The following is a 24549-nucleotide window of genomic DNA, read 5'->3' on the forward strand; positions in this document are numbered from 1 at the left end:
GTAATATTCTTGTCAAAGGGAGGAGCCTGTGGCGGAAAATAAGATTTTTGCAGGCCCGCGTGTGCGGCGCGTGCGCAATGGCCTTGGTTTGACACAGACCTCCATGGCAGAGGGGTTGGGCATCTCACCGTCCTATCTCAACCTGATCGAACGCAACCAGCGCCCTTTGACCGTGCAGCTGCTATTGAAGCTGGCGTCTGTGTACAAGATTGACCTGGATGAATTACAGGGCGAAAGCGGCGGCGTTGCCATGCAGTTACGGGAAGTGTTTTCCGATCCGCTGCTGACGGGCGAGGTACCATCTCCGCAGGAACTGGTCGAGGTGGCAGATGCTGCACCCAATGTGGCCGGTGGCATCATGAAACTGTATCGGGCCTACCGTGAACAGGCTGAACGGCTGTCTGACCTGGCGGGCTTGATGGCCAGGGATGGTCAAGGACCGTCGCTGTCATCGGCGCGGTTGCCGATCGATGAGGTCCGCGATGCCTTTGAACATTGCAGCTATTATTTTGCCGTGATCGATGACGCGGCCGAAACATTCCATGAGCAATTGAAACCGGGTGACGACCTGCCGGCAGCCTTGAAAACCTGGCTGCAGAAAATGCACGGCGTCGTGGTGCGCACCTTGCCCATCCATGCGATGCCAAATCTTCGCAGGCGGTATGACAGGCATTCCATGCGGCTGTTTCTGTCCGAACGGTTGTCACCTTTTGACCGGCTGCAGGAAATGGCGATGGAGGCATGCCTTCTGATGCTCCAGCCGGAGATACAGGCGTCGCTGGAAACCCTGGACCTCAGTAGCCCAGAAGCCAAACGCCTGGCGCGTTTTGAACTCGCCCGCTACGCTGCTCATGCCCTGATCATGCCTTACGGCTCATTTTTCGCGGCGGCTCAGCGTTTCAGATATGATCTGGATCTTCTCGCGTCACGGTTTCAGGTGTCCTTCGAGCAGGTCGCCAATCGACTTGTCTCTTTGGGACGGCCGGGTGCGCCTGGCATTGCTTTTTTCCTGATGGAGATTGATCAGGCAGGCAATCGCTTTCGCAAGATCGGGGCGCATGGCTTTCCGCATTCCAGCTTTGGTGGCCTCTGTCCGCGGCTCAATATCCACGCCGCCTTCAGTCAGCCGGGACAACTTATGGCCGAAGCGGCCGAGATGCTAGATGGGGACACGTTTTTGACAATCGCCAGAACGATCGAGGGTCCCAAAACAGCCTTTGGTGAAAGGGTGCGGCGCACAGCGATTTTGCTGGCTTGCGATATCACTCAGGGCGCCGAGACAATCTATGGTGATGTTGCCAGAGTAACCAGTGGAACCGTTGGCATCGGTGTTTCCTGTCGTCTGTGCGAACGCTCCGGTTGTCTCTCAAGAGCACAAGCGCCGGTAACCCGTCCATTGGGTTTGGATGAAATGGTTACAGGATTGAGTGTTTTTGATTTTCAGTAACTCCAAAAAAGTGAAGTGGGAAAATTCTGCACTGCACATTTCCCGCTTGCCGATAATCTTTTTCCTTTCTAGTCTCATCCAAAAAGGGGATGCCGCCTGCTTCGAAAGGCGTATTAACAGGAGAAATCATGACGCAGCGCTCACTTGGTATGTCTGTCGCTTTCGCCGCAATGTTGATGGCCGGTACGGCCCTCGCACAGGAAAAAGTGGTCCATGTTTACAACTGGTCCGATTATATCGACGAATCGATCCTGACCGATTTCACCAAGGAAACCGGCATCAAGGTTGTCTACGACGTTTTTGACAGCAACGAACTGGTTGAGACCAAGCTGCTGGCCGGTAACTCCGGTTATGACGTTGTCGTGCCAACTGCACCGTTCCTCGCCCGCCAGATCCAGGCAGGCGTGTTTCAGAAGCTCGACAAATCGAAAATTCCAAACCTCAGCAACATGTGGCCGGAAGTCAGCGAGCGTCTCGCCAAGTACGACCCCGGCAATGAATATGCCGTGAACTACATGTGGGGCACAACAGGCATTGGTTACAATGTTGACAAGGTTAAAGCAGCTCTCGGTGACGTGAAAATCGATAGCTGGGACATTCTGTTCAAGCCTGAAAATGCCGAAAAGCTGAAGAGCTGTGGCATCAACATTCTTGATGCTTCGGACGAAACCTTCGCAATTGCAATGAACTACATCGGCAAGGATCCGGACAGCAAGGAAGCTGCTGATCTGGAAGCTGGTGGTGAAGTCTACAAGGCGATCCGTCCATCGGTAAAGACCTTCAACTCGTCTGCCTATATCGACGAACTTGCCAATGGCGATACCTGCATCACCATCGGTTGGTCCGGCGATATTCTTCAGGCAAAGACGCGTGCTGAAGAAGCCAAGAACGGTGTGACTGTCGACTACGTCATTCCGAAGGAAGGCACCTACATGTGGTTTGACAACCTTGCCATTCCTGCGGATGCCAAGAATGTTGACGAAGCTCATGCCTTCATCAACTACCTGATGAAGCCGGAAGTCATCGCCAAGGCGTCTGATTATGTTCAGTACGCCAACGGCAACCTGGCATCACAGGCGTTGATGGATGAAGCCGTTTCCAAGAACCCGGCGGTTTATCCTGACGAAGCGACAATGAAGAAGCTCTTCACCATCTCGCCTTATGGACCGAGAGAACAGCGCGTTCTGAACCGCGTCTGGACACAGATAAAAACCGGTAGCTGATTTTGGGCCCGCTGGTTCAGAAACGGCCGGCGGGCTCGTTTCTGACCATTGGTTGCCAGCTTATTGGGCTGGCAGCTACCATTTGCCCGCCTCATTATTATTTTTAGGGGATTGCGAATGGCGAAGTCTCTCGGACCTGTAAAACGAAAATTCAGTCCCTGGGACGATCCCGCATCCGTACCCTTCATCCGGTTTGAAAACATCACCAAGCGCTTTGGTGATTTCGTCGCCGTCAACAATCTGACACTTGATATCTATGAACGTGAGTTCTTCTCGCTGCTGGGACCATCCGGCTGTGGCAAGACTACGCTGATGCGCATGCTGGCCGGTTTTGAAGAGCCTACGGAGGGCCGTATCCTGCTGCAAGGCAAGGATATTTCCGGTACCCCGCCGCACAAACGACCGACCAACATGATGTTTCAGTCCTACGCACTTTTCCCGCACATGACGGTCGAAAAGAACATTGCGTTCGGCCTGGAGCAGGATGGTTTGCCCAAAGCCGACATATCGGCGCGCGTTGAAGAAATGCTGCGCATGGTCAAGCTGACAGAATTTGCAAAACGCAAACCAAGTCAGCTCTCGGGCGGTCAAAGACAGCGCGTTGCTCTAGCGCGCTCGATTGCCAAACGCCCGAAGGTTCTGTTGCTGGATGAGCCGCTTGGCGCGCTCGACAAAAAACTGCGCGAAGAAACCCAGTTCGAACTCATGGATATTCAACAAAGCCTAGGCCTGACCTTCCTGATTGTGACTCACGATCAGGAAGAGGCGATGACCGTTTCCGACCGTATCGCAGTCATGGACAAGGGTAATGTGGTTCAGGTTGCCACGCCTGCGGAAATCTATGAGGCACCCAACAGCCGTTATGTTGCGGACTTCATTGGCGATATCAACATATTCGAGGCAAGCGTGTTGTCCAATGTGGCAGGTGTCGGCAAACCCGGAACCGTCCTTCTCGATTGTGAAGGTTTGGGTGTGACAGTCGAGCAGGATTGCAAGGCCGTAGTCGGCAACAAGGTTGCTTTTGCCATTCGACCGGAAAAGGTCCGTATCACTATCGATCCACCAGCAGATACCACGACAAATGCAGTCAGTGGGCAGGTCTGGGACATCGGTTATCTTGGGGACTTCTCGGTGTTCCTCGTCAAGCTGGCGGATGGCCGCATCATGCGTGCGGCTCAAGCCAACGTGTCCCGCCTTGTTGATCGCCCGATCACCTTTGATGATACGGTGTGGCTCAACTGGCGACCAGATTCCGGTATGGTTTTGACCAACTAAGGGAGGTTCTCATGGCAACGGCCTCTTCGGAAAACAAACAAAGTCTTGCACGCTGGTTGGTAGTAGCAGTTCCTTATTTCTGGCTGCTGCTGTTTTTTGCAGTACCGTTTTTTATCATTGTCAAAATATCGCTGTCTGCTACCGCGATTGCCATGCCGCCTTATACGCCGGTTTTTGAGGGTTTCGGCGCTATCGGCGATTTTCTGTCGCAACTCAATTTTGACAATTATCTCTTTCTCACCGAAGACGCACTTTACGTTAATGCCTATTTTTCTTCGGTAAGAATTGCCTTCATTTCAACGCTGATGTTGCTGCTGATCGGGTATCCGATGGCACTTGCCATGGCGCGTGCACCGTCTACCATTCGCCCGACTTTGGTGATGCTGGTGATCCTGCCATTCTGGACCTCGTTCCTGATCCGCGTTTACTCATGGATCGGAATTCTGAAACCGGAGGGGCTGTTGACGGTGTTCCTGCAATGGCTGGGACTTATGGCGCCTGATCAGCAGGTCCATATCTTCCGTACGGAAACGGCCGTGTTTATCGGCATGGTCTATTCCTATCTGCCGTTCATGGTGTTGCCGCTTTATTCAGCCTTGGAAAAACTTGACAATACCCTATTGGAAGCGGCAACCGACCTTGGTTGCCCACCATGGAAAGCCTTTTGGAAAATTACGTTCCCGCTTTCCATGCCGGGTGTGATTGCCGGCTCCATGATCTGCTTCATCCCGATTACCGGTGAATTTGTTATCCCTGATCTGCTGGGTGGTGCGGAAACATTGATGATCGGGAAGACATTGTGGACCGAGTTCTTCGGTAACCGTGACTGGCCAATTGCCTCGGCTGTTGCCGTTCTGCTTCTGCTGGTGCTGGTGGTTCCCATTGCCATCTTCCAAAACCAGCAGCAGAAAGCGTGAGGGCAGGGCGATGAAAAACAGAAAGTTTGACGTAACCATCCTTACCCTCGGGTTTGCGTTTCTCTACATCCCTATCATCATTCTGGTGATCTATTCGTTCAATGCCTCGAAGTTGGTCACTGTATGGGGTGGTTTCTCCCTGCAATGGTACAGTGCCATGTGGTCAAACCAGGGTCTGATGGACGCCGCCTGGGTGACAGCCCGGGTCGGTGTGTTGAGCGCCACCCTTGGCACAATCCTCGGCACATTGGCAGCGCTGTCGCTGGTACGCTTTGCCCGGTTTCCGGGACGCATGCTGTTTTCCGGTATGATCTATGCACCGCTCGTCATGCCGGAAGTCATCACCGGTCTTTCGCTATTGCTGTTGTTTGTGGCGGTTGGTGTCGACAGAGGTTTCTGGACGGTGGTCATTGCCCACACAACATTCACCATGTGCTACGTGGCAATCGTCGTGCAATCACGCCTTTTGACCTTTGACCGCAGCCTTGAAGAAGCGGCGCAGGATCTTGGTTGCCCACCTGTCAAAACCTTCTTCCGCATTACCTTGCCACTTATTCTCCCGGCGGTTCTGGCTGGCTGGATGCTGGCATTTACCCTGTCACTTGACGATCTGGTTATTGCCAGCTTTGCGACAGGTCCGGGAGCCACGACGCTGCCCATCAAGATTTACTCGCAGGTTCGCCTTGGCGTGACGCCGGAAATCAATGCGATATGTACGATCCTGATCGGTCTGGTCACCATGGGTGTGATCTTTGCGTCGATTGCCTCGAAACGGACCGAACTGCAACGCATTCGTGATGAGCACGCGGCGGCCAAGGCTGCTGCAGGCTGAACGGCATTGTAGGTTTGAACCTATCAGGCGCGTCAGGGTCAAACTCTGGCGCGCTTTTGCATTCGGCTCTAAGGCAATCCGGTGTCGGTTTAAGGCATGTGTCAAAAGACATGCGCGAGTTTTTGCCATTGATAGATTGGGGCGGTTTTTAACACACTGTTAAGAGGCGTTTGACAAAAGTAAACCAACGTGGGGCCATCCGATGAGTGGATGGCGCAAGGACCTCTGGTCCTACAGACATGATGTCGGCCTACTCCTCCTTTCGTTGAACAGCATTAATTTTTAAGGCAGCGTTAGCTGCCTTTCTTTTTGGGTGATTACTCAGACGGTCGCTGTTCGAGCGATCGTGAAACCAGTGCCACCGGAATAAGCCCTGCTGCAATGATGATGATGGCCGCGACAGATGCATCCTGCACCTTGGAGCGCGAGGCATCTTCATAGACAAGTGTTGCCAGCGTATTGAAGCTGAATGGGCGCAGCAGAATTGTCGCTGACAATTCTTTCAAAGATTCGATAAACACCAATAGCGATGCGGTCAGCGCTGCCGGCCGCATATTGGGAATGAGCACCGAGACAAGCGTTTGCAGTTTTGTGCGGCCCAGAGTGCGTGACGCCATATCCATATGTGGTGAAAGCTTCTGGAAGCCGGCATCCAGCGATCCTTCTGCCATGGTCATGAAACGCACTGTGCTTGCGTAGATGATCGCAAAGGCCGTTCCGCTCATCATCAGACCGGTTGAATAGCCAAATGTGCTGCGCATGAAAGCGTCGACCTGATTGTCAAAGCCGGCAAGCGGAATAAGCACGCCAATCGCCAGAACAGTGCCGGGTATTCCGTAACCCAGCGAAGCGACCCGGCCAGCGGTGCGCGTTACAGGCGATGCATTGGCGCGGGCAGCGTAAGACAGCACGAAACCCATGACGAGTGTCAGGCAGGCCGCGGTGCCTGAAACAGACAGGCTATGCCATAGGGCTTTCAGCAGCTTGGGAGACAGAAATCCGTCAAGCCTTTTGGCCGCATAGGTGCCAAGAACCAGAACGGGAATGGCAAAACCGGTCAAAACCGGGATCGCACAGGTAAAGGTCGCCAGCCATTTTCTGGGACCAGTCAGCGGTTTCAGCAGAAACCGTTGCGCCATCATCGTGGTTTTCTGGGTGGAAAAGCGTTGACGTTTGCGCGCTGTTCTCTCCAACAGGATCAGCGCACCAACAATCAGCAGTACCACCGCAGCAATCTGCGTGGCGCCAGCCAGGCTGCCACGGTTCAACCATGTCTCGTAGATCGTGAAGGTGAGTGTCTGCACACCGAGATATTCGACAGCGCCGATATCATTGAGTGTTTCCATAAGCACCAGTGTCAGGCCGATCATGATCGCCGGGCGTGCCATCGGCAATTGCACCTGCCAGAAAATCCGCCAGGATGAAGCCCCCATGGTACGCGCAGCTTCGGCCGCAAACCGACCCTGCATACTGAACGCCGAGCGGGCAGACAGATAGATGTAAGGGTAAAGCACTGAGCTGAGCACCAGCACCGCACCACCCAGCGAGCGAATGTCCGGGAACCAGTAATCCTTGATGCTGTGATAGCCGAACAGGCCACGCACTGCCGTTTGCAATGGCCCGGTAAAATCGAAAAATTCGCCAAAAGCATAGGCCGCCAGATAGGCGGGGATGGCGAGCGGCAGAACGAGCGCCAGAGACAGGATACGCCGCAGCGGAAATTCGAATGTCGTGACCAGCCAGGCGGTCAAGGCACCGAACAAAGTTGCCAGCAAGCCGGTGCACAACAACAGCAATACCGTCCTACCACCGGCGCGTGGCAACACATAGGCTAACAGGTGCTCCCAGTTTCCAACACCGCCGCTCATGGCAATCCAGAAAACCGCAATGATGGGAATGGCGACCACGAGCGCCACAAGAATTGCAATGAGGCTCAACAGGTTAAAGCGTGTGCTTGGCCCGGAGACATGCTGGAGACTGGTATCGGCTGACTGCAATTGTCTGATCCTTCCACCGGCTGTCCGGCAGAAATCCGTTACTGCAAAAGAAGTCCGCTATTTACAGCATCGTTACTCAAACAGGAACTGCTTTGATAAAGCATCATGTGAAAATCCCGCGGCAAAAGCACGCTGCCAAAAGCGACCGCAGATTTGCGTGGTGAAACTACGTAAAAAGGGCGTTGCGTTCCTGTGATGGGATGCAACGCCCTCTCAAAAAATTCATTCACTCAGGTGGCGAGAACGCGCTGCGAGGGAAAGTTGATTTCAACCAGCGTGCCTTCATTTGGCGAAGAACTGATCGAAAAATTGGCCCGGTTCGCATCAACCATCGCCTTGGTCAGTGGCAGACCGAGGCCGGTACCATCGCCACGAATGCGGTTGCTGGACGCCACCTGCCGGAAAGGCTTCATCGCCTGTTCCAGTTCCGAACGGCTCATGCCGATACCAGTGTCGCGAATACGCAGGTTGACGCTTCCATTTGGCTCGTAGGCGGTTGACACAACAATCTGCCCGCCAGCCGGTGTGAAGCGGATGGCATTGGAGAGAATGTTGAGCACGATCTGCTTGATCGAACGAAGATCGGCCACAATTGCGGGAACCGATTGCGACAGCGACGTGCGGATGATGACGCGCTGGTTGTTGGCCTGTGGCTGCACCAGCGATACCGCTTCAGAGATCGTTTCGTTCAGTTCAACAGCCACGAAATCGAGATCCATCTGGCCGGCTTCGATTTTCGAGATGTCGAGCAGGTCATTGACGATATCCAGCACATGGCGTCCAGAGCGGCCAATATCATTGGCATATTCGACATAACGCGGGTGTCCAATCGGCCCGAAACGCTCCGTTGCCATCATGTCGGCAAAACCGATAATGGCGTTAAGCGGCGTGCGAATTTCATGACTGACGCGAGCAAGGAAGTCGGTCTTGTGCGCGTTGGCGGTTTCCGCCACACGCTTGGCATTGCGCAATTCTTCTTCGGTACGTTTCCACTGGGTAATGTCGCGGATGACCGCGCAGAACCCTCTGGAAGACTTGAGCCGCCCAATGGTCATGAACAGCGGCAGGAAACCACCGCTTGCTTCACGACCGATAACGTCACGGCCGTCGTTCAGAACACTGGCGACACCATTGTTCGACAGACCCGACAGGTAATCGAGAACGGCCTTCTGGCTTTCATGCGCAAACAGAACAACGAAGGGTTTGCCGCTGATCTCGCCATTGTCGTAATTGAACAAGGCGCTGGCAGACCTGTTGAGGGAGCGGATGGTACCTTCCTCGTCCAGGATGACGATGCCATCAGTTGCCGTTTCGAGGATCGAGTGCAACTCATCGACTTCACCCTGCAATGTCTCGACCGCAAGGGTGTTCGCAGGAGCTTCGATCACCTCGGCCACTGGAGCGACAGGGGCTGGCTCCATGGCCTTGTGGACTGGCACCAGCGACAACATCAGTGCGGCGGCGCTATGCCAGCGAATGGACTGCAGGCGGGCATTGACAGGAATGAGATCGTTTTCGGCGCTTACGGCAACCATGCCGCCGCTGCCTTCGCCGATATTCTCCAGATCCTGTCTTTGCAGCAGCGCGTCAATGCCACCAACCGAAGCCAGTTCCTCAACAGAGCTATAGCCAGTCAGACGCAGGAAATCCGGGTTGGCGTGAATAAGGTCGTCGCCTGTGTGGATGAGCAGCGCCAGCGGCAGCGCATCAACGGTTTCTTCCGTCAATGTACCGACCTCACGGGCAGGTGGCGCTTCGTGTTCCGCCTCGGTGATCTCAGGTTCTACGTCGGTTACCTCAGGCGCTTCCGGTTCGTCAGCCTCTGACGTGGCTGTGATTTCTTCTTCTGCCGGTGTCAGCTCGTCAGTGAGCGAGATGGGCGCTTCAACAGCGATCTCTTCAGAAACGTCCGAGACATCAGCAACCGGGCTTTCCAGCTCAACCTCTTGCACGGGTGACAGAGGCTCGGACACCGGCGCAGGTTCCAATTCGTCCTTGGGCGTCAACTGGCGCGCAATTTCACGGAATGCAGCCTGTTCGCCGGGGCTCAAGCCATCGCGCCCACGGGAACGATGTTCTTCCAGCTGAATGATCTTGTCCGAGAAACGGCGATTTGGGGTTTCGCTGATCCGAAGCACAGGAACTTCTTCGTGCGGCGGCTGCAAAGCGGCAGGCTTTCCGCGTTCTGCTTCGCTCTGCTCCTCCGCGACGATAACCGGCTCGTCTGTCAGTTCGGCTTCCGGCTCACGGTCTTCGACCTCGGCGACTGGCGCCTCGTCTGCCTGTGGCTCTTCCTGAGGCAGAATAGTCTCGGCCTCTGGCAGCGTCGTGTCGACCACGTCTACCAAAGGAGCGATATCGGTTTCGGCAAGTGTCAGGCCGATAGCATGCGGGTCTTCAACGGCATCGGCCAGTCTCACGATGCCGAAACCACGGAAGCCGTCAAACTCACGGGTGCGCGTATAGGTCGGCAGGGCCGCGAGATCGATCGGCACAACAAGTGATGTGCCTTCGACCGGCCAGAAAATCGTTTTGCCGGACCATGTGTCACGTTTGCTGAGCAGTTCAGTAATCTTGCCGTCCTTGTCGAGGTTCAGCAGGCTCGAAACATCCGCAAAGGACATGCCCTCAACAGCAGCCGAACGTGGTCCGACGGCTTCGGCGAACTCGTGCGAGATCGAGCTGAAGCAACCATTCGCATCGATTTTCCAGACAAACCGCGAAGCCCGGGCCGATGGATTGAATATGAATGTGCCCGGCGCCGCAGATGGTGCGTCGTCAGCGTGTTCAATCTGTTCGGTGACCGTTTCTGTTTCTACAACGGTTTCAACAGCTACATCCGCGGCGGCAAGGGGCTCGATGTCGTCAAAAACTGGAAAGTCTAGGTCCTTGGAACGCTCATCATAATTTTCGGCAACAGAGAGATGTACTTCTTCCTCTGCAACGTCGATGTTTTCCTCAGCCTCAGCCTCAGCCTCAGCCTCAGCCTCAGCCTCAGCCTCAGCCTCAGCCTCAGCCTGTTCAGGCGCTTCAACTTCAGAGAAGATCAGCGACGCCTGCGCATCAAGTGCTTGCGACGCATCAAACTCTTCGTCCTGCTGCGGCAGATCTTCAATGGTGGCGATATCGTTGATCAGTGTCTCGAATTTGTTTTCAGTTGGTTCAATAACCTGTTCTGTCACCTCTACAGCTGCCACGGGCGCTGCCGGAGCGACATCGTCTTGCTCACTGCCGTCGAAAACCGGGTCGAGTGTCCCGATTGCAGTTTCCACCACAAACAACAGGTTCATGATCGGTGTCTGGCTAAGCTGGCCGGTCGCAGCTGGCAAATAACCCTTGCCGGTTGGAATAGGGCGCTTAACCAGATGCCCGGCTTGATGCTGGGTCATTGTTGTCAGCGTTTTTACGGTATTAGGCGTGATGCCGAGATTGCGAAAATTATCCGACGCAGCAAGGATCAGCCCACTCTCATCCAGCACCGCCAGATGAATGTCGGGATCGCTGAAACCTTCGATCATGCGATTTGCACAGTCCTGCGCCGACGGTTGTTGCACATCAACGGGCGATGCAAAAAGAATGGCCTGGGTATTGTTATCGACCTCGATGAGTTCGACGATTGCCTTCACCGGAAAGGTTCTGAAACCCGCGGCAATACGCGCGGTAAAAAACTGGGAATCGCCAACGCCGGATAGCTTGCTCGCCGCCATCGAAATCTGTCGGAAGGTGATATCCTGCGGCTTCGGGCCATGATCCACAAAATCATAGATTGAAGGCGTGCCGAACAGCGAGGCGCCGCGACCGTTTGCCCACAGGACATGTTCGAGATCGACAGAAAACAACACGAGGGCTTCGCCCCGGCCAAAACGGTCACGCACACGCTCATGAACAGCTATATCTATGAAAGGATATTGAACGGCGGGCATCTCGAAACCTATTCTGGTACTGCTGACCCCAGCATGTTTCTGTCGCTTTTCCTCATGAAAAGCCAAGCATTAATGCGTGCAGGGCATGTTAACAGAATATTAAATAACTTCCCAGCGCACGGCGGTCCATAATCACCAGCAGGGAATTGGCAAACAGAGTTAATTGCCAGAAGTTTGGTTGTTGGTGGGCCTGCGGTCAATGATCGGCATTTGCTATTCCACGTCTTTTTTTGTAAAAAGTTCAAAGGGTCTTGCAAAAACGGAAAACACCCCGTATGTGACCCCCATAGCGGCCTTGCGGCCGGTCGTGTGCGGTTGTAGCTCAGTTGGTTAGAGCGCAGGTTTGTGGCACCTGAGGTCGGTGGTTCAACTCCACTCAACCGTACCATTTTTCCACATAAATTCAGACAGTTGTAAGACGCCAGGGATGTAAAAAGCCCCGGTTGCCCTGTCTGCCATGCTTTCTCACCATGTGACCGCTTTCTGGAATTTTCGCAAATTTGCGTCCGGTGCGCCCGGTTTGTGTGTTCAGATCGAAATCTCCGGCTTTGAAACGCGACTTGTGGCGCACTACGCCTAAAGCAGCACATTGATTCGCTTAAACGCGATTTTATCTCAACATTCTAACTGCATCTGTTTGTCGTTCAGGCAATCACTTTGGCGCGACTGAAAATGCGACAGATGAGGTCAAGCCGAAGCTTAATGTCGCAAAAAAGAACGTTCTGCACCCTACCGGTCGCGACGCTTCTGATTACGTCCAAATGAAAGGCCTCCCGCATTCTGACGTACGGGAGGCTTTTTATGTTTGAGATGAGGCGGCGATTTCGAGCAGCGCTGTCACGCTTATTTCTTCCAGAACAACATCAGATTGTTGGTCGTCTTGCCGCCGTAGCCGTCCATCACCTTGATATCGCTGACGAGCCGCAAACCTTCGCTGATGAAGGTGTTTTGGTAAAGATGCAGGTCTCTGTACTTGGCCACGTAACCGGACTGGTCTTCGAGAGACAGAGTATTGTGGTGAGACAGTGAGTCACCCATGATGATGAATGCGTTGTTGGACGCCAGATGGACCATTTTCTTGACGAGAGCATTAAATTTCTCATCGTCAATGATGCAGCTCGTTACGCCCATGCACAGGATGGTGTTGAACTTTTCCTGGTTTGGAGAAATTTCGTCCACCGTTGCACAGTGAAAGGTCATTTTGGGTTCGTGCGCGAAATTTTGTCTGGCAACATCCAGCAGGCCAGGCGAGATATCGTAGCCGACGATCTTCTCAGATTTCGGCAAAAACATTGCGGTATATTCGCCGTTGCCGCATCCGATATCCAAAGTCGAATGTGCGGCTGGAATATGTGAAATAATAACCTCGAGAATCTTTTTCTTTTTCTCGTAATATTCCGGTGCAGCCAGATGTGAATTGCTGGTGTTTTTCCAATAAATCTCGGATTTTTCCTGATGGGAAACCATGACGTCCGCCTTTTAAATTATGCGAAATTTCAATTTCGAATCACGTGCTTAGCACTGTTGGCAGGCAGCATCCCAATATTGCGGTGATTTTCAAGTGAAGTTACCTTGTCGCACGCTTTTTACAGGATATCTCGGTCGTGAGGCTGGGTCGGTGCAGCATGGGGGAAAGGCCCGCAATGCAGGCCGACAAACGTTCCGTCACACGCTCTCCATCAAACGAATGCATTCTGTTGTGAGGAAAGCAGTTTTCGGGCTTGTGGTTGATTGACGAATCGCGCGCAATAACTACTATATGTAGCGTTCTAGGTTCTTCCGGTCGCAAGACATGGAAGCTAAGATGGGAATATGGTGAGCCAGCGTAGTCAGGCGATGCCATAGCTGCCCCCGCAACTGTAAGCGGATAGCGTCTACTTAATTCCGTCACTGAAGCATGTGTGCTTTGGGAAGACTGGGTATGATGCCGTGACCCGCGAGCCAGGAGACCTGCCTCGAACAAGACAATCCACGGGCGGGGTGTCCGAAGGGTGCGTGTTATCCCAGGCATAGCTTGGCATGCGCACATTTGACCCCTGCCAAAGCTTCGGGGTGAAAGCATGCTGTGTGAAATATCTGTTCCGTTCGTCATGATGCGCGCGCGGTATTTAATCTGATGTGATTTCAGACCCCCGAGAATTTTAAGAACCAACGGTTTTGTCCCCAAGACGTAACCGAATGCATCCGCTTGCCCAATTTTATCGACCAACGAGGAACGTCATGAATATCACCGTCTACAGCAAACCTGCATGCGTACAGTGCACGGCCACGACACGCGCTCTCGAGCGACAGGGTATTGCGTACAATGTCATCGATGTTTCCGTTGATGATCAGGCGCTGATGCATGTGCAGAATCTCGGTTACCGTCAGGTGCCGGTTGTTGTGGCGGGTGACACCCATTGGGCCGGTTTCAGGCCGGATATGATCAGCACGCTGTCGTGACGGACGATCGGCATGGGGCTGATAGTCTATTATTCATCGACATCGGAAAACACCCGCCGTTTTGTTGAAAAGCTGGGGTTTCGGGCGCTGCGCCTACCAGTTGCGGCAGATCAGGTCCCGCCGCTGGTGACAGAACCCTATGTGCTCGTCGTGCCGACCTATGGTGGTGGCGGCGCAAAAGGTGCGGTGCCGAAACCGGTTATCCAGTTTTTGAACTCTACGGAAAATCGAAGCTTAATTCGCGGTGTTATCGCCGCTGGAAACACCAATTTCGGCGAGGCCTACTGCCTTGCCGGTGACATCATATCCCACAAATGCGACGTGCCCTTTCTCTACAAATTCGAGCTGTTGGGTACCGGGGAAGATGTTGCGAAAGCCAAACATGGATTGGAACGATTTTGGACGTCACAACACTCGAGCGCCCACTAAAGGCGGGTGAAACGGCGCTGGATTATCACGCGCTGAACGCGATGCTGAACCTCTATGATGAGGATGGCAAAATCCAGCTCGACAAGGACAAGCTGGCGGCACGGCAATATTTTCTGCAACACGTCAACCAGAACACGGTCTTTTTCCATAACCTGCGGGAAAAGCTCGATTATCTGGTGCTGGAAGGCTATTACGAACAGGAGGTTCTGGACCAGTATTCCTTCAATTTCGTGCGTGATCTTTTCGACGAAGCCTATGCGCGTAAATTCCGCTTCCCGACCTTCCTGGGTGCGTTCAAATATTACACCAGCTACACGCTGAAAACCTTTGACGGCAAGCGTTACCTTGAGCGCTACGAAGACCGTATCTGCATGGTGGCGCTGACGCTGGCGCGCGGTAATGAGCAGCTGGCCCGCAACCTGATGGATGAGGTCATTTCCGGTCGTTTCCAGCCGGCGACGCCGACATTTCTCAATGCCGGTAAAAAGCAGCGCGGCGAGCTGGTGTCTTGCTTCCTGTTACGCATCGAAGACAACATGGAAAGCATTGGCCGCTCCATCAATTCCGCGCTGCAATTGTCCAAGCGTGGCGGCGGTGTCGCCCTGTCCCTGACCAACGTCCGTGAAATGGGCGCACCGATCAAGAACATCGAAAACCAGTCATCCGGCGTCATTCCGGTAATGAAACTGCTGGAAGACGCATTTTCCTATGCCAATCAGCTCGGCGCACGCCAAGGGGCAGGGGCTGTTTATCTGCATGCGCACCACCCTGACATCATGCGGTTTCTCGACACCAAGCGCGAAAATGCCGATGAAAAAATCCGCATCAAGACCCTGTCGCTCGGCGTGGTCATTCCCGACATCACCTTTGAGCTGGCAAAGAACAACGAGGATATGTACCTCTTCTCGCCATATGATGTGGAGCGGGTTTACGGCGTGCCGTTTACCGAGATTTCAGTCACAGAAAAATACCGTGAAATGGTTGCCGACAGCCGCATTCGCAAGAAGAAGATCAAGGCCCGTGAGTTCTTCCAGATCATTGCCGAAATCCAGTTCGAGAGCGGTTATCCCTACATCATGTTCGAGGATACGGTGAACCGGGAAAACCCTGTTGCCGGTCGTATCACCATGAGCAATCTGTGCTCCGAAATCCTGCAGGTCAGCGACGCAAGTGTCTTTAATGATGACCTTTCCTACAGCCATATGGGCAAGGATATTTCCTGCAATCTCGGTTCTTTGAATATTGCTGCCGCGATGGACTCTGCAGATTTCGGCACGACCATCGAGACGGCAATTCGCGCTTTGACCGCCGTTTCGCAGATGAGCCATATCTCGTCCGTGCCATCGGTTGCAAAGGGCAATGAGGAAAGCCACGCGATTGGTCTCGGCCAGATGAACCTGCACGGTTATCTCGCCCGCGAGCGCATTTATTATGGTTCGCCAGAAGGCATCGATTTCACCAATATCTATTTCTACACTGTGGCTTACCACGCAGTCCGCGCATCGAACCGCTTGGCTACGGAACTTGGTGAAAGCTTCAAGGGCTTTGAAAACTCCAAATACGCGTCCGGCGAATATTTCGACAAATACACACAGCGCGAATGGACGCCTGCGACTGAGAGGGTTCAGGAACTGTTTGAAAAGGCCGGTATTCACATTCCAACCCAGGACGACTGGCAGGAATTGAAAGAAGCGGTCATGACATCTGGTCTCTATAACCAGAACCTGCAGGCCGTGCCGCCAACCGGCTCGATCTCCTACATCAACCATTCGACGTCTTCGATCCATCCGATCGTCTCGAAAATCGAGATCCGCAAGGAAGGCAAGATTGGCCGCGTCTATTATCCCGCAGCTTATCTGACCAATGATAATCTTGAATATTATCAGGATGCCTATGAGATCGGTCCTGAAAAGATCATCGATACCTATGCCGCGGCCACACAACATGTCGATCAGGGACTGTCGCTGACACTGTTCTTCCGCGACACCGCCACCACCCGCGATATCAATCGCGCCCAAATCTATGCGTGGAAGCAGGGCATCAAGACCATTTATTACATTCGGTTGCGCCAGATGGCGCTGGAAGGCACGCAGGTTCAGGGCTGCGTTTCCTGCACGCTGTAAAATTTGAGGGACAAGCAACATGAATATGCAAATCAAGACGGCCAGCCGTCTGCGTGCAATCAACTGGAACCGCATCGAGGACGACAAGGATCTGGAAGTCTGGAACCGTTTGACCGGCAATTTCTGGCTGCCGGAAAAGGTACCGCTCTCCAATGATATCCCATCCTGGGCAACATTGACCCCGCAGGAACAGCAGCTCACCATCCGTGTGTTTACCGGACTGACACTGCTCGACACCATTCAGAACGGTGTCGGTGCGGTAAAGCTGATGGCAGATGCCATCACGCCGCATGAAGAGGCGGTGCTGTCCAACGTCTCCTTTATGGAGGCCGTGCATGCGCGCTCCTATTCTTCTATCTTCTCGACGCTGTGCCTGACACCTGATGTTGATGATGCCTATCGCTGGTCGGAAGAAAACGAGTTCCTGCAGCGCAAATCGACATTGATCATGGAGCAATATGCCTCCGATGACCCTCTCAAGAAGAAGGTCGCCAGCGTCTTCCTGGAAAGCTTCCTGTTCTATTCCGGCTTTTACCTTCCGATGTATTGGTCCAGCCGCGCCAAGCTGACCAACACGGCTGACTTGATCCGCCTTATCATTCGCGACGAAGCCGTTCACGGTTATTACATCGGCTACAAGTTCCAGCGGGCGCTGGTTCGTCTCAGCGATACCAGGAAACAGGAGATCAAGGACTTTGCCTTTGATTTGCTGCTTGAGCTTTATGACAACGAGGCGAAATACACAGAGGAACTCTATGATGGTGTTGGCCTCAGCGAAGACGTCAAGAAATTCCTGCACTACAACGGCAACAAGGCGCTGATGAATCTGGGATATGAGGCCCTGTTTCCGCCGGAAGCATGCAAGGTTAATCCGGCAATTCTTTCAGCGCTTTCACCCAATGCAGACGAAAATCACGACTTCTTTTCCGGCTCTGGTTCGTCCTACGTCATTGGTAAAGCGGTTGCGACTGAGGATGACGACTGGGATTTCTAAACCGCGACCTCTCTGTCCAGTTCGCACGCAAAGTGGGGTGCACTGATTTTTTGTGATTGCGGTTGTGGTGTCAGGCTGCCGCCGCCATTGGGCAAAACAAAAAACGGTTGGCTAAAATGCCTTGTGCTGGTATGTTCTGCCCAACGAAACCTTTAAACGCCTGCGGCATTGCCTCTCGCTTTGCGCGGCGAAATGGACAAGACAGTGACTGACCCCGGCAGCGGCGAAAAGCCGTCAGAATCAGGGGCGTCGACGGTAAACAAGAGCAGAGCGAAACGCTCTCGACGTGGTAAAGGCAAGCGCAACGGTACTAACCGTGGCGCCCAAGTTGCTACGCCGGTTGTTGTCGTCGGTTCCCATGCTGATTCTCAGCATGAAACCTCACCCGGCCAGGATGCCGGTGAGCGCAAGCGCAAACGGCGCAGGCGTTCGCGCGGCAGCGGACAAAATTCCAATCCAGAAACAAAATCTACCAACGATGGTGCTCAAGCCAATGGCCAGGCCGCCAAGACGGCGGGACCAAATGCCGGTTCACCCGAGGGACGCAAATCTCGCGACCGTCGCCGTGGACACCGCGGGCCGCAAGGCCGGCCGCTGGTTCCGACGCATGTTGCCAAGAACGGCAAGCCGCAAGGCCAGTCGTCCGGGCAGGACGGAACGGGATCGACATCGCGTGGTGATGGTCACCGGGATGGCCAGCGCCAGCACAGCCATGACCGTGATGCGGATCAGGCCGCCGATATGTATGCGGCGCTTGATCTCGGCACCAACAATTGCCGCCTGCTGATTGCCCAGCCAACGCGTCCCGGCCAGTTCCGTGTGGTTGATGCCTTTTCGCGTATCGTGCGCTTGGGAGAGGGGCTGATTTCAACCGGCCGCCTTTCTAATGAAGCGATGGACCGTGCCGTGGAAGCACTGCGCGTTTGTGCTGCAAAACTGTCGGGGCGTCCCATCCGGCGCATGCGCCTGATTGCGACCGAAGCCTGCCGCGCTGCCGAAAACGGGGAGGAGTTCCTTTCCCGCGTCACCCGCGAGACCGGCCTGGACCTCGAAATCATCAGCCGTGAAACTGAAGCGCGTCTTGCCGTCTCCGGTTGCTCGTCGTTGATTGGCCGTGATGCCCGCTCGGTTGTGCTGTTTGATATCGGTGGCGGTTCATCGGAAATTGCCGTGATCCGCGTTGGTGAAAATCGCTCCAACCGTCTTGCCAACCACATCACCCACTGGACATCGCTGCCAGTTGGCGTGGTCACCCTGTCGGAACGTCACGGTGGTCGCGATGTTACACCGCAGGTGTTTTCTGCGATGGTGACCGAAGTTGAAGGCCTTCTCGATTCGTTCGTGTGCCCGCCATTTGCGGCAAGCGACGTACTGGAAGATTTCCACCTGATCGGCACCTCAGGCACGGTCACCACACTGGCAGGTGTCCATCTGGATTTGCCACGGTATGATCGCCGCAAGGTGGATGGATTGTGGTTGTCGGACCGCGAAGTGACAGCCATGCAGAACAAGCTGCTGGATTGGGATTTTGCCGGCCGTGCCGCCAATGCCTGCATTGGCCCGGATCGTGCCGATCTGGTGCTGGCGGGTTGCGCTATTCTGGAGGCCATTCGTCGCCGCTGGCCAGCCCGGCGTATGCGGGTCGCGGACCGCGGGCTGCGTGAAGGCCTGTTGACCGATATGATGGCGGATGATGGCGCGTGGCGACGCAATCGTCTGCGCCGCCAGCAAAACGGTGCGAGATAAGGAACAAAGTTTATGAGTAAGCCTCCAGTCGGAAGCAATCGCACCGGCCGTAAAATTGGCCAGAAGGTGAAAAAAACCAAGCTCAAGGCGTCATCGCGCCGTTGGCTTGAACGCCATATCAATGACCCCTATGTGCAGCGCGCCAAGCTGGAAGGCTACCGCGCCCGCGCAGCCTACAAGCTTCTCGAGATTAACGACAAACATCAGATCTTGAAGGGTGCGACCCGCATTATCGACTTGGGTGCCGCTCCGGGCAGCTGGTCGCAGATTGCCGCCAAGGTTACGGATTCGACCGAAGACGATATCCGCGTTGCCGCGATCGACTTCCTTGAGGTCGATCCTATTCCTGGCGTTCGTCTGTTGCAGCTCGACTTCCTTGATCCGACTGCGCCAGAAAAGCTGAAGGAAGCAATCGGCGGCACACCGGATCTGGTCTTGTCGGACATGGCAGCGCCGACCACGGGCCATCAAAAAACCGACCATATTCGCACGATGCATCTATGCGAAGTCGCGGCGGACTTTGCCATTGAGGTGTTGGCAGAAGGCGGACACTTCCTTGCCAAGACCTTCCAAGGTGGCACGGAAAAGTCGCTGCTTGATCTATTAAAGCGCAACTTCAAACAGGTCCTGCATATCAAACCTGCGTCATCGCGCTCTGAGTCGGTAGAAATGTTCCTGCTGGCCAAGGGCTTCAAGGGCCGCAAAGATACAGGAGCGGCCGACCACCATGCCGACGAGCGCGATACTTTGGAGCAGGACGCCGACGAAGACGTCTAAGCGACAACGTTTCGATCTTTAATGGCTGCGCAGCCCTTTATAAGGCGCTGCGCAGTGTTGTTTTCCGCTGTTATCTGATTTTCGGACGATGCCCGGATATTGCTTCACCTGCGTTTTTATCCAAGCTGAACAGCGGTATCAGGGCGAGAAGCGAAAATGCCGCGACAATCACAAATGCGAGATGGAAGTCCGCAAGTTGCAGGTGCGAACCGGTCAATGCGGCACTGACTTCCAGAATGGTTGCGGCGAACGCCACACCCAATGCAAGGCTGATCTGTTGCAGAACCGACGACATGGATGTTGCCTGGCTGGCCTGATTGTTGTCGATCTCCGAATAGCTCAGCGCATTTGAACCGGTGAAGAAGAACGACCGAGCAAAACCGGACACGACAAGAACACTGATGATGATCGAGTGCGGTGTTTCCGGCACAAACAGCGCATTGGCCGCTGTTGTAAACGCGCCAACTACCGAGGCGACAATCAATGTGGTCTTGAAGCCGGTCGCGGCGAAAATCCGCTTTGCAATAAACTTCGTGGTGATGGCGCCGAACGCGCCCGCAAAGGTCACCATGCCAGACTGAAATGCATTCAACCCGAACCCGATCTGCAACATCAGCGGCATCAAGAAGGGAATGGCGCCAGTCGAGATGCGGAAGATCGTGCCACTGACCGAGGTTATTCTGAATGTCGTATTCTGGAAAATCTTGAAGTCGAGGATCGGAGCCGGGTGCCTGCGGGCATGGATCACGTAAAGCACGCCAGCGACGATACCGGTGAGAATTGAGGCGATGCCGATGGTCGGCGGCAGAGCGGGAAGACTGATAACCGAAACACCGAAAACCACGCCCGATGCGGCGACGGATGACAGAATAAAACCTTTCACATCCATGGCCGGCGGATTGGTGGTTTCGATCACCGGCAAGTAGATGCTGGACAGCACGATACCGGCGACACCGATCGGGATGTTGATCAGGAAAATCCAGTGCCAGGAAAAATAGGTCGTGATGAAGCCGCCAACCGGTGGCCCCGTCAGTGGACCCAGCAGCGCCGGAATGGTCAGCAAGGCCATGGCCGATACAAGTTCCTTGCGGTCTGTTGTGCGCAACAGGACGAGACGACCAACCGGCGTCATCATTGCGCCGCCCATGCCCTGCAAGAAGCGCGAAAGCACGAATTCTGCCAATGAACCGGATACCGCACAGAACAGCGAACCCACCATGAAGACGCCGATGGCCAGCCGGAAGATGGTCTTGGCGCCAAATTTGTCAGCCATCCATCCGCTGATCGGAATGAAGATTGCCAATGCCACCATGTAGGAGGTGAGGGCCAGCTTGAGAGTAATCGGCCCGACATTGAGGTCCTGGGCAATAGTCGGCAAGGCTGTTGCAATAACGGTGGAATCCATCTGCTCCATGAACAATGCCACGGCAAGAATAAGCGGTATGATGCGGTTCATGGGAAATGCCTGCGCTGCGCTTGTGATCAGGTTCACACGGTGTGTGTTTAGTTTCTATGTGGGCCAATGCCAATTGCTTTGTCATTGATTTGACATCCATCACGTGTGTGTGATGTTTCATCTAAGTGGTATCAACGTCTTAGTCTTGTCTGCATACTCCTGTCCAAATGAAAACGGACATTTTTTTGAGGAGACAGGACAATGGCTGAGATTTCAAAAATCGGCAGACGCGTACTTCTGGGATCTGCCGGAACAGGTGTACTGGCTGCTCCGTTTATCATGGCGCGTGCGTCGATGGCGCAAACCGCGCAACCACAAACATCCATGGAGATAAACCACGCTATGGGGCCGGAAACAAATCGCTTCAAGCTTGGCAATTTCGAGGTTCTGGTCATCAAGGACGGTGCAGCCGTATCGGGACCGCCAAACGAAACCTTTGGCACCAACCAGTCTGCCGAAGCGGTCGGCGCACTTTTGGAAGAGAACTTTCTTCCCAAGGACAAGTTCGTCAACAGCTTTGCACCCGTCATGATCAATACCGGGTCCGAGCGCGTGCTGTTTGATACCGGCTTTGGTGAGGCTGGCCGCGCCAACGGCAATGGACGCCTGCAGGAAGGCCTGGCTGCGGCCGGTTACAAGCCCGAGGATATCTCGATCGTTGTCCTGACCCACATGCATGGCGACCATATTGGCGGCCTGATGGAGAAAGACGCACCGGCATTCCCCAACGCTCGTTATGTGGCAGGCAAGGTCGAATATGATTTTTGGACCAGCGACGCTCGCGTCGGAACTCCTGCCGAAAACGGCCACAAGGGTGTGCTCGGCAAGGTGAAGCCACTGGCAGACAAGATGACCTTTATCGGTGAAGGTGCTGAAGTTGTCTCAGGCATTACCGGTATCGAGGCTTTCGGCCACTCTCCCGGCCATATGATTTTCCGGGTGGAGTCGGAAGGTCGCCAACTTGTTCTGACCGCTGATACAGCCAACCATTATGTGCTGTCGTTGCAGCGTCCGGAATGGGAAGTGCGTTTCGACATGGACAAGGCTGCCGCTGCGGCAACCCGCAAAAAAGTCTTTGATATGATTGCGACCGACAAGCTGGCATTCCTCGGGTACCACATGCCATTCCCCTCCGTCGGTTATGTCGAAAAGCAGGATCAGGGCTACAGGTTCGTCCCTAAGTCCTACCAATTTGACCTGTAATAGCCTCCCGTTGTGGTTGAAACACAATGAGCTATGCATAATTGTGTGAGCTGATCAGCAGGCCCGGATTCATGAATCCGGGTTTTTGCTATTTCCTTCCTGTCATAGACGTGTTACCAGCCCTCGCCAACTTCCAAGAACTCCTTGTGAAACCACCGGTGGATGATTCCTCCCGGCGGATACCCTATTCTTTAATGAAGGAAATTGGCATGGCACGCATTATTCAAACGCCCACAGGTTTGGACGCCCTCACTTTCGACGATGTGCTCTTGCAGCCGGGACACTCCGAAGTGATGCCGGGCCAGACGAATATTTCGACGCGTATCGCACGTGATATCGACCTGAACCTGCCTATTCTTTCCTCCGCAATGGACACCGTCACGGAAAGCCGCCTGGCGATTGCCATGGCACAAGCCGGTGGTATCGGTGTTATCCACCGCAACCTTACCCCTGCTGAACAGGCTGAAGAAGTTCGTCAGGTGAAGAAATTCGAAAGCGGCATGGTTGTAAACCCGGTCACTATCGGTCCGGATGCCAGCCTTGCTGAAGCCCAGAGCCTGATGAAGGCACACGGCATTTCCGGTATTCCGGTTGTCGAAAACGGCGGTCAGGGCGGCCACAAAACAGGCCGTCTGGTTGGTATCCTCACCAACCGTGATGTTCGTTTTGCTTCCGATCCAGCTCAGAAAATCTACGAACTGATGACCCGCGAAAACCTCGTGACGGTCAAGGAAAGCAGTGTTGACCAGCAGGAAGCGCGTCGCCTTCTGCACAAGCACCGCATTGAAAAGCTGCTGGTGGTAGACGCCCAGGGCAACTGCGTTGGCCTCATCACTGTCAAGGACATCGAAAAGTCGCAGCTCAACCCGAATGCGACAAAGGATGCGCAGGGCCGCTTGCGTGCCGCAGCCGCCATCAGCGTTGGCGATGATGCCCGTGACCGTGCAGAACGCCTGATCGATGCCGGCGTGGACATCCTCGTTGTCGACACCGCCCATGGCCATTCGCAGCGTGTTCTCGACGCTGTTGCACAGGTCAAGAAGATGTCGAACGCTGTTCGCATCATCGCCGGTAACGTCGCGACCGCTGACGGCACCAAAGCGCTGATCGATGCAGGCGCTGACGCCGTCAAGGTTGGTATCGGCCCAGGTTCGATCTGCACCACACGTATTGTCGCAGGTGTTGGCGTTCCGCAGCTTGCAGCCATCATGTCGGCCGTTGATGCAGCACAGTCCCTGGACATTCCTGTGATCGCCGATGGTGGTATCAAGTTCTCCGGCGACCTCGCCAAGGCTATCGCCGCCGGTGCATCTGCCGTGATGATCGGTTCGCTGCTGGCCGGTACGGATGAAAGCCCAGGCGAAGTGTTCCTCTATCAGGGCCGCTCCTTCAAGGCTTACCGTGGCATGGGCTCCGTTGGCGCAATGGCACGCGGTTCCGCAGACCGTTATTTCCAGGCCGAAGTTCGCGACACTCTGAAGCTGGTTCCCGAGGGCATTGAAGGTCAGGTTCCGTACAAGGGCCCGGTTTCCGGCGTTCTGCACCAGCTGGCAGGCGGCCTGAAGGCTGCTATGGGCTATGTCGGTGGCGCAACCATTCCTGAATTCCAGGACCGCGCGACATTTGTTCGTATTTCCGGTGCTGGCCTGCGCGAAAGCCACGCCCATGACGTGACGATTACCCGCGAGAGCCCGAATTATCCGGGTAGCGTTTGATCCTTACGCAGGCTAGGTTGACGGCCAATTGAATTTTTGTGCGCTCCCTG

Annotated in this window: 17 protein-coding genes, 1 tRNA gene and 1 riboswitch; of the genes, 14 read left to right on the forward strand and 4 right to left on the reverse strand. The window is 54.5% G+C overall.

Features of this window, described 5'->3' with window-relative positions:
• The first annotated feature begins 28 nt into the window (after positions 1-28).
• The 5 genes from PYL13_RS04370 to PYL13_RS04390 all read left to right on the forward strand — a co-directional run bounded on the left by PYL13_RS04370 (position 29) and on the right by PYL13_RS04390 (position 5694).
• The gene (locus tag PYL13_RS04370; RefSeq protein WP_275640567.1) at positions 29-1447 is read left to right on the forward strand and encodes a helix-turn-helix domain-containing protein; all 1419 of its coding nucleotides are present in this window, start codon (positions 29-31) and stop codon (positions 1445-1447) included.
• Positions 1448-1575: 128 nt separating this feature from the next.
• A complete protein-coding gene (locus tag PYL13_RS04375) occupies positions 1576-2670 on the forward strand; it encodes a polyamine ABC transporter substrate-binding protein (protein WP_192487045.1) in 1095 nt (364 codons plus the stop codon).
• Positions 2671-2787: 117 nt separating this feature from the next.
• Positions 2788-3945 carry an ABC transporter ATP-binding protein gene (locus PYL13_RS04380; RefSeq protein ID WP_250983605.1) on the forward strand — a complete coding sequence of 386 codons (1158 nt, stop codon included), beginning with the start codon at positions 2788-2790 and terminating at the stop codon, positions 3943-3945.
• An 11-nt stretch (positions 3946-3956) separates the two neighbouring features.
• Positions 3957-4862 carry an ABC transporter permease subunit gene (locus tag PYL13_RS04385; RefSeq protein WP_259147418.1) on the forward strand — a complete coding sequence of 302 codons (906 nt, stop codon included), beginning with the start codon at positions 3957-3959 and terminating at the stop codon, positions 4860-4862.
• Positions 4863-4872: 10 nt separating this feature from the next.
• Positions 4873-5694, forward strand: coding sequence for an ABC transporter permease (locus tag PYL13_RS04390; protein ID WP_275640568.1), 822 nt, complete (start codon positions 4873-4875; stop codon positions 5692-5694).
• Positions 5695-6011: 317 nt separating this feature from the next.
• On the opposite strand, the gene PYL13_RS04395 is transcribed toward PYL13_RS04390, so the two are convergent.
• Entirely contained in the window at positions 6012-7562 is a 1551-nt protein-coding gene (locus tag PYL13_RS04395) for an ABC transporter permease (RefSeq protein ID WP_275641370.1), read from the reverse strand.
• Positions 7563-7921: 359 nt separating this feature from the next.
• Positions 7922-11614, reverse strand: coding sequence for an ATP-binding protein (locus PYL13_RS04400; RefSeq protein WP_275640569.1), 3693 nt, complete (start codon positions 11612-11614; stop codon positions 7922-7924).
• A gap of 311 nt (positions 11615-11925) precedes the next feature.
• On the opposite strand from PYL13_RS04400, the gene PYL13_RS04405 reads away from it, so the two are divergent.
• Positions 11926-12002: transfer RNA gene (locus tag PYL13_RS04405), tRNA-His, on the forward strand.
• Between the two features lie 455 nt (positions 12003-12457).
• Here the strand turns inward: PYL13_RS04405 and PYL13_RS04410 are convergent.
• Positions 12458-13081, reverse strand: coding sequence for a class I SAM-dependent methyltransferase (locus PYL13_RS04410; protein ID WP_275640570.1), 624 nt, complete (start codon positions 13079-13081; stop codon positions 12458-12460).
• A 287-nt stretch (positions 13082-13368) separates the two neighbouring features.
• A riboswitch (cobalamin riboswitch) is annotated at positions 13369-13586 on the forward strand.
• A gap of 248 nt (positions 13587-13834) precedes the next feature.
• On the opposite strand from PYL13_RS04410, the gene nrdH reads away from it, so the two are divergent.
• From nrdH to PYL13_RS04440, 6 genes are all read left to right on the forward strand, one after another.
• A complete protein-coding gene (gene nrdH, locus PYL13_RS04415; RefSeq protein ID WP_192487051.1) occupies positions 13835-14056 on the forward strand; it encodes a glutaredoxin-like protein NrdH in 222 nt (73 codons plus the stop codon).
• Positions 14057-14068: 12 nt separating this feature from the next.
• A complete protein-coding gene (nrdI, locus tag PYL13_RS04420; protein ID WP_275640571.1) occupies positions 14069-14485 on the forward strand; it encodes a class Ib ribonucleoside-diphosphate reductase assembly flavoprotein NrdI in 417 nt (138 codons plus the stop codon).
• Entirely contained in the window at positions 14455-16608 is a 2154-nt protein-coding gene (gene nrdE, locus PYL13_RS04425) for a class 1b ribonucleoside-diphosphate reductase subunit alpha (RefSeq protein WP_192487053.1), read from the forward strand. Before nrdI ends, nrdE begins: the two co-directional genes overlap by 31 nt.
• Before the next feature lie 19 nt (positions 16609-16627).
• Positions 16628-17602 (forward strand): class 1b ribonucleoside-diphosphate reductase subunit beta, encoded by a 975-nt coding sequence (nrdF, locus tag PYL13_RS04430; RefSeq protein ID WP_275640572.1) that lies wholly within the window; start codon positions 16628-16630, stop codon positions 17600-17602.
• Positions 17603-17794: 192 nt separating this feature from the next.
• Entirely contained in the window at positions 17795-19348 is a 1554-nt protein-coding gene (locus PYL13_RS04435; RefSeq protein WP_275640573.1) for a Ppx/GppA phosphatase family protein, read from the forward strand.
• A 12-nt stretch (positions 19349-19360) separates the two neighbouring features.
• A complete protein-coding gene (locus tag PYL13_RS04440; protein ID WP_250983610.1) occupies positions 19361-20125 on the forward strand; it encodes an RlmE family RNA methyltransferase in 765 nt (254 codons plus the stop codon).
• 70 nt (positions 20126-20195) lie between these two features.
• Here the strand turns inward: PYL13_RS04440 and PYL13_RS04445 are convergent, their stop codons facing one another.
• Positions 20196-21581 (reverse strand): MDR family MFS transporter, encoded by a 1386-nt coding sequence (locus PYL13_RS04445; RefSeq protein WP_275640574.1) that lies wholly within the window; start codon positions 21579-21581, stop codon positions 20196-20198.
• Between the two features lie 201 nt (positions 21582-21782).
• On the opposite strand from PYL13_RS04445, the gene PYL13_RS04450 reads away from it, so the two are divergent.
• Together PYL13_RS04450 and guaB are read left to right on the forward strand one after the other, a co-directional pair.
• Positions 21783-22784: an MBL fold metallo-hydrolase gene (locus PYL13_RS04450; RefSeq protein WP_275640575.1), complete on the forward strand. Its 1002-nt coding sequence runs from the start codon at positions 21783-21785 to the stop codon at positions 22782-22784.
• 209 nt (positions 22785-22993) lie between these two features.
• Positions 22994-24499, forward strand: a complete 1506-nt coding sequence (guaB, locus tag PYL13_RS04455) for an IMP dehydrogenase (protein WP_192487059.1) — start codon at positions 22994-22996, stop codon at positions 24497-24499.
• The last annotated feature ends 50 nt before the right edge of the window (positions 24500-24549 follow it).

Source organism: Agrobacterium sp. Azo12, from assembly GCF_029193765.2.
Lineage (GTDB): Bacteria > Pseudomonadota > Alphaproteobacteria > Rhizobiales > Rhizobiaceae > Agrobacterium.